Consider the following 13,766-nt stretch of genomic DNA (forward strand, 5'->3'; position numbering starts at 1 on the left):
CCAGAGATGAAACGTGTTTTAGATAAAGTTGATGAGAAGATTTTGGAAGAACTCACCCGAAATGCACGGCTGGCCCACAACGATATTGCCATGAAAGTTAATTTGTCCAGGAACGCAGTCAGGCTTCGGATTGAGCGATTGGAGCGCGATGGTTATGTCCGGGGGTACACAATTATTAAAGGTATACCCTCAGCCGATGTAGGGCCCATTAATGCGTTGATCTTTGTTTATCGTCAGGACCGTATGCGGGATTCAGAAGTTGTTCGCTCCGTCGGGGCAATGCCTGAAGTCATTTCCTGCAATGTGATGAGTGGTGACCTCGATATTGTGTTGACGGTTCAGGCGATGAATGCAGATCGAATCCACAGGGTATGGAGTGAGATTTCTGCGCTGCCGGGTGTCCTGAATACCGTGACATCTTTTGTGCTATCCAGCACAAAGTAGCAAGTTGTGCCGTTGTGCGAGCATTTTGCTCGTAACAACGATCTGTTTGCCATATTCGTAAAGTTAAATTGGCGGATTACTATCTCAGCACCACAACATAACAATGAGAACCCTGTCGTGACTGAATACAAAATTGCGTTGCTTGGTTTTGGTGGTGTTAACCGCGCACTGACTCAGCTTATTGCCGATAAGAATTCGCGCTGGGCCGATGAGTTAGGTTTCACGTTGAAGATTGTCGGTGTCAGTGACCTTTACCTCGGCTCAATCATTAACAAAGACGGCTTGGATGCTCATGAATTGGCTGCAGTGCCTGCTGCTAAAGGCGGCTTCAGGACGCTACCCGGCGGCAGTGCTGAACCGGCGAACGAAACCGTCATCCGTTTCTCAGGTGCCGATATTGTGGCTGAAGCAACCTTCACCAATCCTGTGGATGGTGAGCCGGCTACTACCTTCTGCCGCTGGGCGTTGGAGAAGGGCGTCAGTGTCGTAACCACCAACAAAGGGCCCGTGGCGCTGCATGCACAAAGCTTGAAGACGCTGGCCGATAGCACCGGCGCCCGCTTTGAATTTGAAGGTTCTGTCATGAGCGGAACCCCGGTTATCCGTTTGGCCAAGGAGTCACTGGCAGGCTCGGAAATCACCGGCTTCAAGGGGATCCTCAACGGCACGTCAAACTTTGTCCTCTCCAGCATGGAGACGGGGTTGGACTTCTCGAGTGCTGTCGCAAAAGCCCAGGAGTTGGGTTATGCCGAAGCCGATCCAACAGCGGATGTAGAAGGGCACGATGTGCGCTTGAAGGTCGTCATCCTCGCCAATGAACTACTGGGCGCAAAACTCAAACCAAGCGATGTCTTGTGCAAAGGGATCTCTGAAATCACGGCCAAGGATATCGCCGAGGCAACGAAAGTGAATGCCCGTTGGAAGCTGATTGGCAGTGCAGAGAAACGGAGCGATGGTTCGATTTCGGCATCGGTGAGTCCCCAGCTCTTACCGGCGAACGACGCGCTCTCAGCCGTGAGCGGAGCCACCAACGCAATTACCTTCAACACGACCATTCTCGGTCCCGTCACTGTAGTGGGGGCGGGGGCAGGTCGTTTTGAAACCGCCTTCGCATTGCTCGCCGACATCGTAAGCATCCACAACCACAAAACCACGTCAGGTAAGTAATCATGAATAGCTTGAGTCTCTCGCTCGCTGCTGATTATAAGGCCATTACGGTGCTCAGCCCGTTTGACGGAAGCAAGGTGGGTGAAGTGGCAGACATACCTGCATCCTCCGCTACCACGATAGTTGACACCGCCATTTTAGGCGCCTTGATTGCCAAGGATCTGCCACGCCATGAGCGTGCGCGTATCTTGGAAAAGGCCGCAAGCTCAGTCGAGTGTGACAAGGACTCCTTTGCCAAACTGATCGTCGCGGAGTCAGGAAAAACGCTGAAGCAGGCGCGAAAGGAGGTGTTGCGCTGCGTCAATACCTTAAAATTGTCTGCCGAAGAAGCCAAGCGCAATGCCGGTGAAGTCATTCCTTTTGACGCCTATGTCGGGTCTGAATCCCGTCAGGGCTGGTTCACCCGTGAACCGTTGGGCGTCATCGTTGCCGTCACCCCTTACAACGACCCGCTTAACCTGGTCGCGCATAAATTGGGGCCTGCCATTGCAGGAGGAAATGCAGTTGTTCTCAAGCCGTCTGAGCTCACACCGTTATCAGCGATCAAGCTGGTGGAGTGCTTGATCGACGCGGGCCTGCCTCCGGTTGTCGTCACCGTCGCTACAGGCGGCGCCGCGCTGGGCAAGGCTCTGGTGGCCCACCGTGCGGTGCGCATGGTGTCGTTCACGGGCGGCTTTGTCACCGGTGAGCAGATCGCTCGCACAGCCGGCCTCAAGAAACTGGCGATGGACCTTGGCGGTAATGCACCGGTCATCGTGATGGCTGATTGTGATTTGGATGAAACAGTCGATTCATGCGTGTCGGGCGCCTTCTGGGCAGCTGGTCAAAACTGCATCGGTACTCAGCGGATCCTCATCGAGGCCCCACTCTACGAAGTCTTCAAAACGCGCTTTGTTGAACAGACCCGGCAGTTGATCGTCGGCAACCCTGCTGACGAGCAGACGGACGTGGGGCCGATGATTACCGAGGCGTCAGCCAAGCGTACCGAAGAGGTGGTCAATGACGCCATTGTCAAAGGCGCCACCTTGTTGTGTGGCAATACGCGTAATGGCTCGCTCTATTCACCGACCGTGCTGGAACGTGTCGACCGCCATTGCAAGTTGTGGTGCGAAGAAGTGTTCAGCCCGGTGGTCATCCTCCAGAGCGTTGCGTCCTTGGACGAGGCATTGACGCTGGCTAACGAACCTGAATACAGCCTGCATGCCGGGATCTTCACCAGCAATCTGAACGTTGCAATGACAGCGGCCAAACGACTGGAGGCGGGCGGGGTGATGATCAATGATTCTTCCGATTATCGCTTTGATGCAATGCCTTTCGGCGGTTTCAAGTACGGGAGCATGGGCCGTGAGGGCGTACGTTTCGCTTACGAAGACATGACGCAGCCCAAGGTCATTTGTATTAACGGTGTGAGTGGAAGCTAAGCAACTCGCTCAACTCAAGAATGAAACACACAACAATAAAGAGGAATCGACATGCGCCCCGATAAGCACAATCTTTCGACATTATCTGCAGCGACGCTGGCTGTTCATGGCGGCAATGTCGCGGATGTCACCAGTGGCGCCGTCCGTACACCATTGGTCATGGCAAACTCCTATCTCTTGCCGGAAGATCCGGCGACCATGGACTGGTCGAGCCCGGACGGGCTCGTGTACACACGCAATCAAGGCCACAACCAGGTTTGCCTTGAGAAGAAACTCGCAGCCCTTGAAGGGTGTGAAGACGCGGTGGTATTCGCGACCGGTGTTGCTGCCTTGCACTCGGTATTTTTTTCATTCTTGAAAAGTGGTGATCACGTCATCGTCAGTGACATCACCTACCAGGCAGTCTGGCGGCTTTTCGCCGAACTACTGCCTGAACGTTACGGCATTGAGGCAACCTTCGTAGACGTCGGTGACCTGGAATCGGTACGTAACGCCATTCGCCCCAATACCAAGCTGATCCACACTGAAACGATTGCCAACCCCACCACGAAAGTTGCGGACATTGCCGCATTGGCTGAGATTGCACACGCCCATGGCGCGCTGATCTCTGTGGATGCCACATTCACGCCGCCTCCATTTTTTCGTGCAAGTCAACATGGTGTCGACTTCGTCATCCACTCATTGACCAAGTACATCAATGGCCATGGTGATGCCATGGGCGGGGTGGTGATCGGCTCCAATCCGTTGATCAACAAGATCAAGAATGATGCATTGGTTGACCTCGGCGCGACCATTTCGCCGTTCAACGCGTGGATGATCATGCGCGGTTCGGTCACGTTGCCACTGCGCTTGAAGCAATTGCTGAACACGGCCGAAAAGTTGGCTCAGTTTCTGGATGGCGACGATCGGATTGCCTATGTCTACTACCCCGGTTTGCCTTCCCACCCGCAGCATGAGTTGGCGCGCCGGCAATTTTCGGGCAAAGGCTATGGTGCTGTGATGGCGTTTGCCGTAGAGGGCGATCCTGACATCCAGAATCGCTTTGTCTCGAACCTGCGCATCATCACGTCGGCCGTTTCATTAGGGCATGACGAATCACTGATCGTGCACGTAGGGGCAGAGGGTCGAGGTGGCTTTGACAAGTACCCTGAAGAGTTCCGCCAGTATGGTCATTTGCGCTTTTCTGTCGGATTGGAAGATCCAGATGACTTGATCAAGGATATTGCGTTCGCGCTGGACGCAACGTTCAAGTGATTTAGTTGATAGCGTCACGGAACTAGGGTTTGGTCAACCCGTCTTTACCCCCGTCCTCGCGGGGGTCCTTTTAATAACGTTGACGTTTTAATTGCGCCTGGCGCGGACAGTCTTTGCGTTTTTTATTGTTTGGGAGTTGCTCATGGCTTGGGTGAGTTTGATCATTGCAGGACTATTTGAAGTTGTGTGGGCGTTTTCGATGAAACAATCTGAAGGATTTACGCGGTTAGTGCCCACGGTCATTACATTTGTCACCGTGATTGCCAGTTTCGCGCTTTTATCCTTCTCGATGAAGAGCTTGCCGCTGGGTACGGCGTACACCATCTGGACGGGGATCGGCGCTGTGGGCGCTTTTGCGGCGGGTATTTTCTTCATGGGTGAACCCGCCACGCTGTTGCGTATCGTGGCGGCCGTATTGATTGTCAGTGGGTTGTTAATGATGAAGCTGGTGTCTGCTTGAAAGGCGAGCATTTTGCTCGTGATAACGTTCAATTTGCCATATTCGTAAAGTCGCCGTACTCAGGTAACGTTCAAGTCAAGGCGCTGGCCTTGGTAAATAATTACAAGCGTCACGTTTAACGCTGTCAGATGTTTACTGCCCTTAATCCAACTACAATATCTAGGGATGTACTTATGATTTCGCTAAAAAAGCTGTATTTGATAATGGGCTTGGCGTTGTGCACAAGTGCAGTGTCGGCCAAAGAATACTCCACCTTGCGTTTCGGCGTAGATGCCAACTACGCACCGTTTGAGTCCAAGGCAGCTGATGGCAGCCTCAAGGGATTTGATATTGACTTGGGCAACGCGATTTGCGCCAGGCTTTCAGTCAAATGCATCTGGGTGGAAAGCGATTTTGATGGCCTGATTCCGGGCCTCAGGGCCGGCAAGTTCGACGGCATCCTGTCATCCATGACCGTGACGGCCACTCGCGAAAAAGCCATTGATTTTTCAAATGAGCTTTTTTCCGGGTTCACGTCCTATGTGTTCAAGAAAGGTTCGGGCCTGAGCACAGATGTGGCGTCACTCAAAGGCAAAACGGTTGGCTATTTTCAAGGCAGTATCCAGGAAGCCTACGCCAAGGCCGTGCTGGACAAAGCCGGTGTAAAAATCCAGTCCTATCAGAACCAGGACCAGGTGTATTACGACCTGGTAGCGGGGCGGCTGGATGCATCCCTGCAGGATGCGCTTCAAGCTCAACTGGGTTTTATCAACTCACCCCAGGGCACTGATTACGAAATGAGCCCATCGGTAGAGAGCCCTTATCTTCCCTCCAAGACAGCCATCGGCATCGCTAAGGGCAATGCAGAGCTCAAGGCCTTGCTGGATAAAGCGATCCAGGCCCTGCACGACGATGGCACCTATGATTCGATCCAGAAGCAGCACTTTGGCGATCTGAATCTTTACAGCGGTAAATAACCACCCGGCGCTCGTCCGCTGGATGGGCGTTTTTCGCTATAGGTTGTTGATCATGTTCGAAACACTATTAGGCGCATTGGGGCTGTCTGCATTCAGCTTGCAAGGCTTCGGCCCACTGCTGCTCGAAGGCGCCTGGATGACCGTCAAGCTGTCCCTATCCTCCCTGGCACTTAGCGTATTGCTCGGGCTGATTGGGGCCAGCGCCAAACTGTCCAGTCTTAGGCTGCTGCGCCTGCCAGCGCAGCTCTACACCACGCTGATTCGTGGGGTGCCCGATCTGGTTCTGATGCTGTTGATTTTCTACAGCCTGCAAACTTGGCTGACGGTCATCACGGTGGCGTTGGGCTGGGAGTACATCGAAATCAATCCCTTCGTCGCAGGAATCATCACCCTTGGGTTTATCTACGGCGCCTATTTCACCGAAACCTTCCGCGGTGCCATGCTGGCAGTACCCCGTGGCCAGGTTGAAGCCGCTACCGCCTATGGGTTAAGTCGCGCTCAGCGTTTTCGCTTCGTGGTGTTCCCGCAAATGATGCGGTTCGCCTTGCCGGGTCTTGGCAATAACTGGATGGTGATTCTCAAAGCCACCGCATTGGTGTCGATCATCGGTCTGGCTGATTTGGTAAAGGCTGCCCAGGACGCAGGAAAAAGCACCTATCAATTGTTCTTTTTCCTGGTGCTGGCTGCACTGACCTACCTGCTCATCACCAGTGTTTCCAATTTCGCCCTGCGCTGCCTGGAAAAACACTACGCCGCGGGTTCACGGGAGGCGGTGCGATGATCGAACTACTGCAGGAGTACTGGAGGTCATTTGTCTACAGCGATGGCCAGCAAATTACCGGTCTGGCCATGACGTTGTGGTTGCTCAGTGCATCGCTCTTCATCGGCTTTATCGTGTCGATTCCATTGTCCATCGCTCGTGTCTCGCCCAGGTTTTACGTGCGCTGGCCGGTGCAGTTCTACACCTACCTGTTCAGGGGCACACCGCTCTATATCCAGCTGCTGATCTGCTACACCGGGATCTATAGCCTGGCCGCAATACGTGCTCAGCCTGTGTTGGATGCATTCTTTCGTGATGCGATGAACTGCACCATTCTTGCCTTCGCGCTGAACACCTGCGCCTACACCACGGAGATCTTTGCCGGGGCCATTCGCAACATCGCCCATGGCGAGGTCGAGGCTGCAAAAGCGTATGGCCTCTCTGGATGGAAGCTCTACGCGTTTGTGATTATGCCGTCAGCCTTGCGTCGCTCGCTGCCGTACTACAGCAACGAAGTGATCTTGATGCTGCACTCGACCACGGTGGCATTCACCGCCACGGTTCCGGACATTCTCAAAGTCGCCCGTGACGCTAACTCTGCGACCTTCTTGACCTTTCAATCGTTTGGGATTGCGGCGCTGATTTACTTGGCGGTGACCTTTGCGCTGGTCGGTTTGTTCCGAATTGCCGAACGTCATTGGTTGGCTTTCTTAGGGCCGACTCACTGAGTCCTGTGTCTGACAGGGCCGCTCCCGAACTGCTTAGAGGAAGATTGCGAACATGTACAAATTGACGGTTGACGGGCTACACAAAAGTTACGGTACCCATGAAGTACTCAAGGGTGTTTCCCTGCAAGCCAAAACGGGCGATGTCATCAGCCTGATCGGCGCCAGTGGCTCGGGGAAGAGCACGTTCCTGCGCTGTATCAATTTCCTCGAAACACCCAACGACGGCGCCATGAGTCTGGATGGCAAGCAGATCTGCATGGTTAAAAATCATGCAGGATTACGTGTGGCGGATGACCGCGAGCTGCAACGGCTGCGTACCCGCTTGGCCATGGTCTTCCAGCATTTCAACCTGTGGGGACACATGACCGTGTTGGAAAACATCACCATTGCCCCGCGGCGGGTGCTAGGCGTCAGCAAAAAAGACGCAGAAGATCGTGCCCGGCGGTACTTGGATAAAGTCGGCTTGCCTGCCCGTGTTGCCGATCAGTTCCCTGCGTTTCTTTCCGGAGGTCAACAGCAGCGGGTAGCGATCGCCCGCGCCCTCGCCATGGAGCCCGAAGTCATGCTGTTCGACGAGCCCACCTCGGCGCTTGACCCTGAGGTGGTGGGCGAGGTGCTCAAAGTCATCCAGGGCCTTGCTGAAGAGGGGCGCACCATGATCATGGTGACCCATGAAATGGGGTTCGCACGCAAAGTGTCAAACCAGCTGCTGTTTCTTCACCAGGGACTGGTTGAAGAGCAGGGCGGACCTGAGATTCTGGATAATCCCAGAAGCGAGCGCCTGCAGCAGTTTCTTTCCAACGGGCTGAAGTGAAATGCCTTGGCTATGATCTGCGGAAGAAAGAACCACGGGGCCTCTGAGTGTTTGGGACGCATCGACGAGGCCATCGTCGATGTGCTGCGCTGCAACGGGCGCATCACCTATAAAAAACTTGCCTCATTGGTGCACTTGAGCGAGAGCCCTTGTCAGCAACGCGTTCGTAAGCTGGAAAGGCTGGGAGTCATCCGTGGTTACGGTGCGTTCATTGACGAGCACAAACTATCCCCCGGTTTGTTCCTGGTGGTTCTGGTGACGCTGGCTGAGGGCAGGGGAAGCAACACGCAAAAAGCATTTGAGGCCCTTATCAGTGCTAGCCCGCGAGTCATTGAGTGTCACCTAGTGAGTGGTGCACTTGACTACTGCCTGCGAATGCGCTGCCGGGATATGGAGCATTTCCGATCAGTCACTGAGTCCTGGCTGGAGAGCACTGAACTGCGCATCGAGAAACTGGTGGCCTATCCACAGTTGGCCGTCATCAAGCCGTCATCAACGCACCTCGGTATCGAATAACAATTACAACACCCCAAGCCTATGGATAAACCATGATGATTGCGAACCTGAAGTTCAGTCATAAGGTATTGCTTGCGGCATCATTCGTTGTTGTCGCAGCGTTTTCGCTTTTTACGCTTTACAACGACTCGATTCAACGCAAAACCATCCGAACTAACCTTGAAAACCACCTCGAGGAAATGAGCAAGATCACTGCTGCAAGTGTTCAGTCCTGGCTCTCCGGGCGAATACTTCTGGTTGATCATGTTGCCCAGACGGTTGCCAATGATCCCGCGTCGCAACACATCACGCGGCTGCTGGAGCAGAGGTCGTTGCTGTCGACGTTTACCTTCACTTATTTAGGCAGTCGTGACGGTAGTTTCGTCATCCGGCCAAAGGACGACCTACCTGCTGATTACGATCCTCGCACCCGACCCTGGTATACGGACGCAATGACTGTCGGAGGGACCACGCTGACCGAGCCGTACCTGGACGTGACGACGGGCCAACTGATGATGACCATCGCAACGCCGGTCAGTCACGATGGCCAGCCGCTTGGGGTGGTAGGCGGGGACCTGACACTTGAGACGCTGTCGACCATAGTCCGCTCGCTCGACCTGGGTGGAATGGGCTATGCCTTTCTGGTCAACGCAGATGGCAGGGTGCTGGTTCATCCCGAAAAAGAACGGGTGATGAAGCAATTGAACGATATTTACCCGCTGAACACGCCATCCCTTAGCTCTCATATCAGCGAGACGGAGCAGGACGGAAAACCTCAAGTTTTGATGTTCTCGCCGATCAAGGGACTGCCTTCGGTGAACTGGTATATCGGTTTGTGCATCGACAAAAGCAAAACTTATGCAGCACTTGATGATTTTCGCACTTCCGCCATTTTATCGATGATTGTTGCCGTGGCGACCACGCTGCTTCTGCTGGGGCTGCTTATTCGCGTACTGATGCGGCCCCTGAGATTGATGGGTACAACCATGCGGGATATCGCCCTGGGAGAGGGCGACCTTACCCGCCGCTTGAGTGCACACTCGAAAGATGAGTTCGGAGAGTTGGCCGCAGACTTCAACCTTTTTGTGGAGCGCATCCAGCGCTCAATACGTGAGGTGTCTTCTGCCACCGAGCACGTCAATGAAGTGGTCAGGCGTGTAACGCAGACCTCTAGTGCGTCAATGTCAAACTCGGACGACCAAGCCAATCGCACCAACAGTATTGCGGCCGCGATTAACCAACTCGGCGCAGCGGCCCAGGAAATCGCGCGTAACGCGGGTGAAGCTTCCCTTCAGGCGTCGGATGCCCGGTGCCAGGCAGAAGATGGTCGTGAGGTAGTGACCCAAACGATAAATGCAATGGGGGCGCTCTCGGAGAAAATCCGTACGTCATGCAGCAACATAGAAGCGCTGAATGGTAAGACGGAAAATATCGGGCGGATTCTTGAAGTCATCAAAGGCATTTCTGAACAGACCAACCTGTTGGCACTTAATGCCGCAATCGAGGCCGCGCGGGCGGGTGACGCCGGGCGTGGTTTTGCTGTTGTGGCTGACGAAGTCCGCAGCCTGGCTTACCGCACTCAGGCGTCAGCCCAGGAGATCCATACAATGATTGCAGAGCTTCAGATGGGCGCACGTGAGGCGGTACTCACCATGAACGAAAGCGAACGCTACAGTAAGGACGGTGTGATTATCGCCAACCAGGCCGGTGAGCGGCTGGGCAGTGTCAGTCAGCGCATCGGCGAGATTGACGGAGTCAACCAGTCGGTAGCGACAGCAACGGAAGAGCAAACTTCAGTTATCGACTCACTGAACATCGACATCACCGAGATCAAAACCCTCAACCAGGAAGGGGTGGAAAACCTGAAGGCCACACTGCTTGCTTGTGACGATCTTGAACGACAAGCCACACGACTCAAACAGTTGGTGGATGGCTTTCGAACCTAGGCCATCCCCACAAGGGCCGACATTAAGTCATGTGCGGGAAAACAACAGCTTCAAGCCTGCTGCTCCAAATACTAAGGCGAGGGTACCTTCGATCCATCGGCGTGCCCTGCGATAACCCCGAATCATTGGAGCTGTTGAGAAAACGATCGCATAGCTGCAGAAAATTGTGATGCTCAAAACGGCACAGCCCGCCAGGATGATTAAAACCGTCTCAGGCGTCGCTTGTGGTCCCAGCCCCAGTGTCATTGTTGCAATCCAACCCAGCAAAGCCTTTGGGTTGGTAAGGTGCATAAGCAAGCCGCGCCGGTAGAGGCCAAAGCCAGAAACGGTTGGTGCTGCGGCTAGCGCCTTCTGAATTCGCTCATCAGAGCTCAGAGCAGAACGCCCGGCTTTTACAGCAAGGAACAGCAAGTACGCTCCGCCGACTATCTTGAGTATGAAGAGCGCCTGTGCGAACTGGAGCAGAATGGCTGATACACCTGTAGCGGCCATTGCCCCCCAGAAGAAAGAACCACTGATGACTCCAGTTGCCAGCATCAGCGCAGGCTTTCTCCCTTGGTGCATGGCAACGCCCATGATTTGCATGTTGCTGGGGCCCGGGCTGGCAGCTCCCACAATGTAGGCTGTGAATACCAGCAGTAAGTGGTGCAGATCAAATGACATTGTTAGCCTCTGGAAGAATGCATGGCAGCCAGCAGCTTAAGGGGTTCCAACGTGCACGTCATTCCATCAGTTGCCCAAATCTGACCCGTTCGCCTCTAGTTCTTCTCGGATTTTTTTGTTCGATGCAGCCTTTTCAGGCATGACACTTACCCCAAACAGACTGTCGGTATTCAAGGGGGATGATTCAGGCCCTGCAGTTTTAAATCCTATAATCAACCCTTGATCTGCACGCGCACAGCCTGGGTAGAAATACCGTAGCGATCGCGTAACGCCGGAAGCGCACCAACATCGAGAAACGTGTCCTGCACACTATTTGTCTGAACGTCGGCGTAACCTGGCGTTAAAGGCTCTCAGGATCGCCAAAAAACATCTGTATCCGCGACCGCAACCACCGCTCCCCCGGATCATTGTCCTGCGACCCTCGCCAAGCCATATGCAGCTCGAACGAACGCACCGGCAACGGCGGTTCTTCCGCGCGCAAACCACCTGCGGCGGTCAGTGCCTCGGCGGCATAGTCCGGCACGATGGCGACAATGTCCGTGCCTGCCAGCAATGTCCCCAGCCCGTTGAACTGCGGCACCGCCAGCACCACATGGCGCTTGCGGTCGAGTTTCTCCAGCTCTTCATCGATGAACCCGCTCAAGTCGCCGGCGAACGACACCAGGGCGTGGGGGCGGGCGCAGAAGTCGTCCAGGCTCAGGGAGCCCGGCACGCTGTCGGCGCGCAGCAGCTTCGGCAGGCTGCGGCGCAGTACTTTGCGCTTGGCGTTGGCCGGCAGGTCGGCGGTGTAGCTGACGCCGATGGAAATTTCGCCGGAGGCGAGCAGGCCGGGCATCAGGATGTAATTGACCCGGCGCACTACCAGTACGATGCCGGGCGCTTCGGCGCGCAGGCGTTTGAGCAGTTGGGGCAGCAGGGCGAATTCGACGTCGTCGGACAGGCCGATGCGGAACACCGCGGTGCTGGTGGCCGGGTCGAACTCGGCGGCGCGGCTGACGGCGGTGGAAATCGAGTCCAGGGCCGGGGAGAGCAGGGCGAAGATTTCCACGGCCCGGGCCGAGGGTTCCATGCTGCGGCCGGTGCGCACGAACAGGGGGTCGTCGAACAGCCCACGCAGGCGCGACAACGCGGCGCTGATGGCTGGTTGGCCGAGGAACAATTTCTCGGCGGCGCGGGTCACACTGCGCTCATGCATCAAGGTTTCGAATACGATCAAGAGGTTAAGGTCGACACGACGCAGGTCGTTACGGTTCATCTTGTGTCCTGGAAGAGTCAGCTTTATTTGACGAGAACGGCGATATAAGAGCCCTGAAGGTCCATTCAGACGCGTGACCGGTATGAATCTTACGGGGAAAGGCTGGTACTCTGCACCGGCTAATTGAGTTTTCCTACGATACTTGAGGTCTATTCCTCAGATGCGGAATCAATGACAGACATGTCGACTATTAACGGCGACCGGTGGCCTTAGCCGGAAAGCCCAGATAGAGTTCATGGCAATAGAGGTTACTTTGACGAGGTTTGCGATGTCCCGCACGATCCGTTTTCACAAGTTTGGTCCGGCCGAGGTGCTCAAGTGCGAAGAGCATGCAGCCGCGCAGCCCGCACCGGGCGAAGTGCAGGTCCGTGTCGAGGCGATTGGCATCAGCTGGTATGACATTTTGTGGCGCCAGAACCTGGCGTCTTCCCACGCACGTCTTCCATCCGGCCTTGGCCATGAGATGGCCGGGGTGGTCGTAGCCTTGGGCGAGGGCGTGGATGACTTGGCAGTGGGCGATAAAGTGGCCAGTTTTCCGGCCGAGAGCCCCAATGATTACCCGGTGTATGGCGAGCAGATCGTCCTGCCCCGTTCGGCCCTGACCCGCTATCCGGATGTCCTGAGCCCCATCGAAGCCAGCGTGCACTACACGCCGTTGCTGATCGCCTACTTTGCGTATGTGGACCTGGCACGGGTCAAGCCCGGGCAGTTTGCCCTGGTGACCGACGCCAGCCATTGCGCCGGCCCTTCGTTTGTACAACTGGGCAAGGCCCTGGGTGTGCGGGTGATTGCCGCAACCAAGGACAGCGCTGAGCGCGAGTACCTGCTTTCTCTTGGCGCAGAAAAAGTCATTGTCACCGAGGAACAGGACCTGCTGATGCAAATCAACAAGTTCACTGACAACCGCGGTGTTGACGTGGTGTTCGATGGCTTGGGTGGCCCGCAGATGTCGCTGCTCGGTGATGTGCTGGCGCCCCGTGGCAGCCTGGTGCTGTATGGCTTGCAGGGTGGTAACCAGACACCGTTCCCGGCGTGTGCGGCGTTCCAGAAGAACATTCAGTTCTTCGTGCACTGTATCGGCAACTTCACCGGCAAGCCGGAGCTGGGCATCATCCAGGATCAGGTGGCGTTGCAGCGTGCGTTGCGTGACATCAACCAACTGACTGCCGATCGTGTGCTCGTGCCTCTGAAAACCACGGTGTTTCCGTTCAATCAGTTTGTCGAAGCCCACCGTTACATGGACGAATGCCCGTGCCGCGAGCGGGTTGCATTGCAGGTTGCGGCTGTTTGAGCTGTAGGAGTATTCGTAAATGAGTGCTCCGACGCCTGAGTGAATGGGGCAAATGCGCCATTTGACAGGGCTTAACCCGCCCGCTCCAGAAGCTGCCGACCTGGCGCTTTAG

14 protein-coding genes and 1 pseudogene are annotated in these 13,766 nt (G+C 55.3%); 12 read left to right on the forward strand and 3 right to left on the reverse strand.

What is annotated here, in order from left to right; genetic code table 11:
- Nucleotides 1-6 precede the first annotated feature (6 nt).
- The 11 genes from NIBR502773_RS29725 (at nt 7) to NIBR502773_RS29775 (ending at nt 10,445) form a co-directional block, all read left to right on the forward strand.
- On the forward strand, nt 7-444 hold the full coding sequence (locus NIBR502773_RS29725) for an Lrp/AsnC family transcriptional regulator (protein ID WP_007896167.1): 438 nt from the start codon (nt 7-9) through the stop codon (nt 442-444).
- A 117-nt stretch (nt 445-561) separates the two neighbouring features.
- Nucleotides 562-1,611 (forward strand): homoserine dehydrogenase, encoded by a 1,050-nt coding sequence (locus tag NIBR502773_RS29730; protein ID WP_141157702.1) that lies wholly within the window; start codon nt 562-564, stop codon nt 1,609-1,611.
- Between the two features lie 2 nt (nt 1,612-1,613).
- Nucleotides 1,614-3,032, forward strand: a complete 1,419-nt coding sequence (locus tag NIBR502773_RS29735) for an aldehyde dehydrogenase family protein (RefSeq protein ID WP_141157703.1) — start codon at nt 1,614-1,616, stop codon at nt 3,030-3,032.
- A 51-nt stretch (nt 3,033-3,083) separates the two neighbouring features.
- Nucleotides 3,084-4,286, forward strand: a complete 1,203-nt coding sequence (locus NIBR502773_RS29740; RefSeq protein WP_177414161.1) for a PLP-dependent aspartate aminotransferase family protein — start codon at nt 3,084-3,086, stop codon at nt 4,284-4,286.
- Nucleotides 4,287-4,428: 142 nt separating this feature from the next.
- A complete protein-coding gene (locus NIBR502773_RS29745; protein WP_027606625.1) occupies nt 4,429-4,746 on the forward strand; it encodes a multidrug efflux SMR transporter in 318 nt (105 codons plus the stop codon).
- Nucleotides 4,747-4,919: 173 nt separating this feature from the next.
- Nucleotides 4,920-5,702 carry a transporter substrate-binding domain-containing protein gene (locus tag NIBR502773_RS29750; protein ID WP_007896172.1) on the forward strand — a complete coding sequence of 261 codons (783 nt, stop codon included), beginning with the start codon at nt 4,920-4,922 and terminating at the stop codon, nt 5,700-5,702.
- Nucleotides 5,703-5,754: 52 nt separating this feature from the next.
- Nucleotides 5,755-6,483: an ABC transporter permease gene (locus NIBR502773_RS29755; protein ID WP_115486060.1), complete on the forward strand. Its 729-nt coding sequence runs from the start codon at nt 5,755-5,757 to the stop codon at nt 6,481-6,483.
- Nucleotides 6,480-7,190: an ABC transporter permease gene (locus tag NIBR502773_RS29760; protein ID WP_007896174.1), complete on the forward strand. Its 711-nt coding sequence runs from the start codon at nt 6,480-6,482 to the stop codon at nt 7,188-7,190. The genes NIBR502773_RS29755 and NIBR502773_RS29760 overlap by 4 nt, the downstream gene beginning before the upstream one ends.
- A 52-nt stretch (nt 7,191-7,242) precedes the next feature.
- Nucleotides 7,243-8,004, forward strand: a complete 762-nt coding sequence (locus NIBR502773_RS29765) for an ABC transporter ATP-binding protein (RefSeq protein WP_027606621.1) — start codon at nt 7,243-7,245, stop codon at nt 8,002-8,004.
- A 12-nt stretch (nt 8,005-8,016) separates the two neighbouring features.
- Nucleotides 8,017-8,520: an Lrp/AsnC family transcriptional regulator gene (locus NIBR502773_RS29770; RefSeq protein WP_141157895.1), complete on the forward strand. Its 504-nt coding sequence runs from the start codon at nt 8,017-8,019 to the stop codon at nt 8,518-8,520.
- Between the two features lie 35 nt (nt 8,521-8,555).
- Complete coding sequence (locus tag NIBR502773_RS29775) at nt 8,556-10,445, forward strand: methyl-accepting chemotaxis protein (protein ID WP_168209051.1); 1,890 nt, start codon at nt 8,556-8,558, stop codon at nt 10,443-10,445.
- Nucleotides 10,446-10,472: 27 nt separating this feature from the next.
- Here the strand turns inward: NIBR502773_RS29775 and NIBR502773_RS29780 are convergent, their stop codons facing one another.
- The 3 genes and pseudogenes from NIBR502773_RS29780 to NIBR502773_RS29790 all read right to left on the reverse strand — a co-directional run bounded on the left by NIBR502773_RS29780 (nt 10,473) and on the right by NIBR502773_RS29790 (nt 12,363).
- Complete coding sequence (locus tag NIBR502773_RS29780) at nt 10,473-11,108, reverse strand: LysE family translocator (RefSeq protein WP_141157706.1); 636 nt, start codon at nt 11,106-11,108, stop codon at nt 10,473-10,475.
- A gap of 212 nt (nt 11,109-11,320) precedes the next feature.
- A pseudogene (locus NIBR502773_RS31500) lies at nt 11,321-11,442 on the reverse strand (transketolase family protein); the annotation flags it as partial.
- A 6-nt stretch (nt 11,443-11,448) separates the two neighbouring features.
- Entirely contained in the window at nt 11,449-12,363 is a 915-nt protein-coding gene (locus NIBR502773_RS29790; RefSeq protein ID WP_027605763.1) for a LysR substrate-binding domain-containing protein, read from the reverse strand.
- Between the two features lie 268 nt (nt 12,364-12,631).
- Here NIBR502773_RS29790 and NIBR502773_RS29795 point away from each other — a divergent pair, with 268 nt between their 5' ends.
- Nucleotides 12,632-13,654: a zinc-dependent alcohol dehydrogenase family protein gene (locus NIBR502773_RS29795; RefSeq protein ID WP_027605764.1), complete on the forward strand. Its 1,023-nt coding sequence runs from the start codon at nt 12,632-12,634 to the stop codon at nt 13,652-13,654.
- The last annotated feature ends 112 nt before the right edge of the window (nt 13,655-13,766 follow it).

This window comes from Pseudomonas sp. NIBRBAC000502773 (genome assembly GCF_006517195.1).
Classification (GTDB): Bacteria; Pseudomonadota; Gammaproteobacteria; order Pseudomonadales; family Pseudomonadaceae; genus Aquipseudomonas; species Aquipseudomonas marginalis.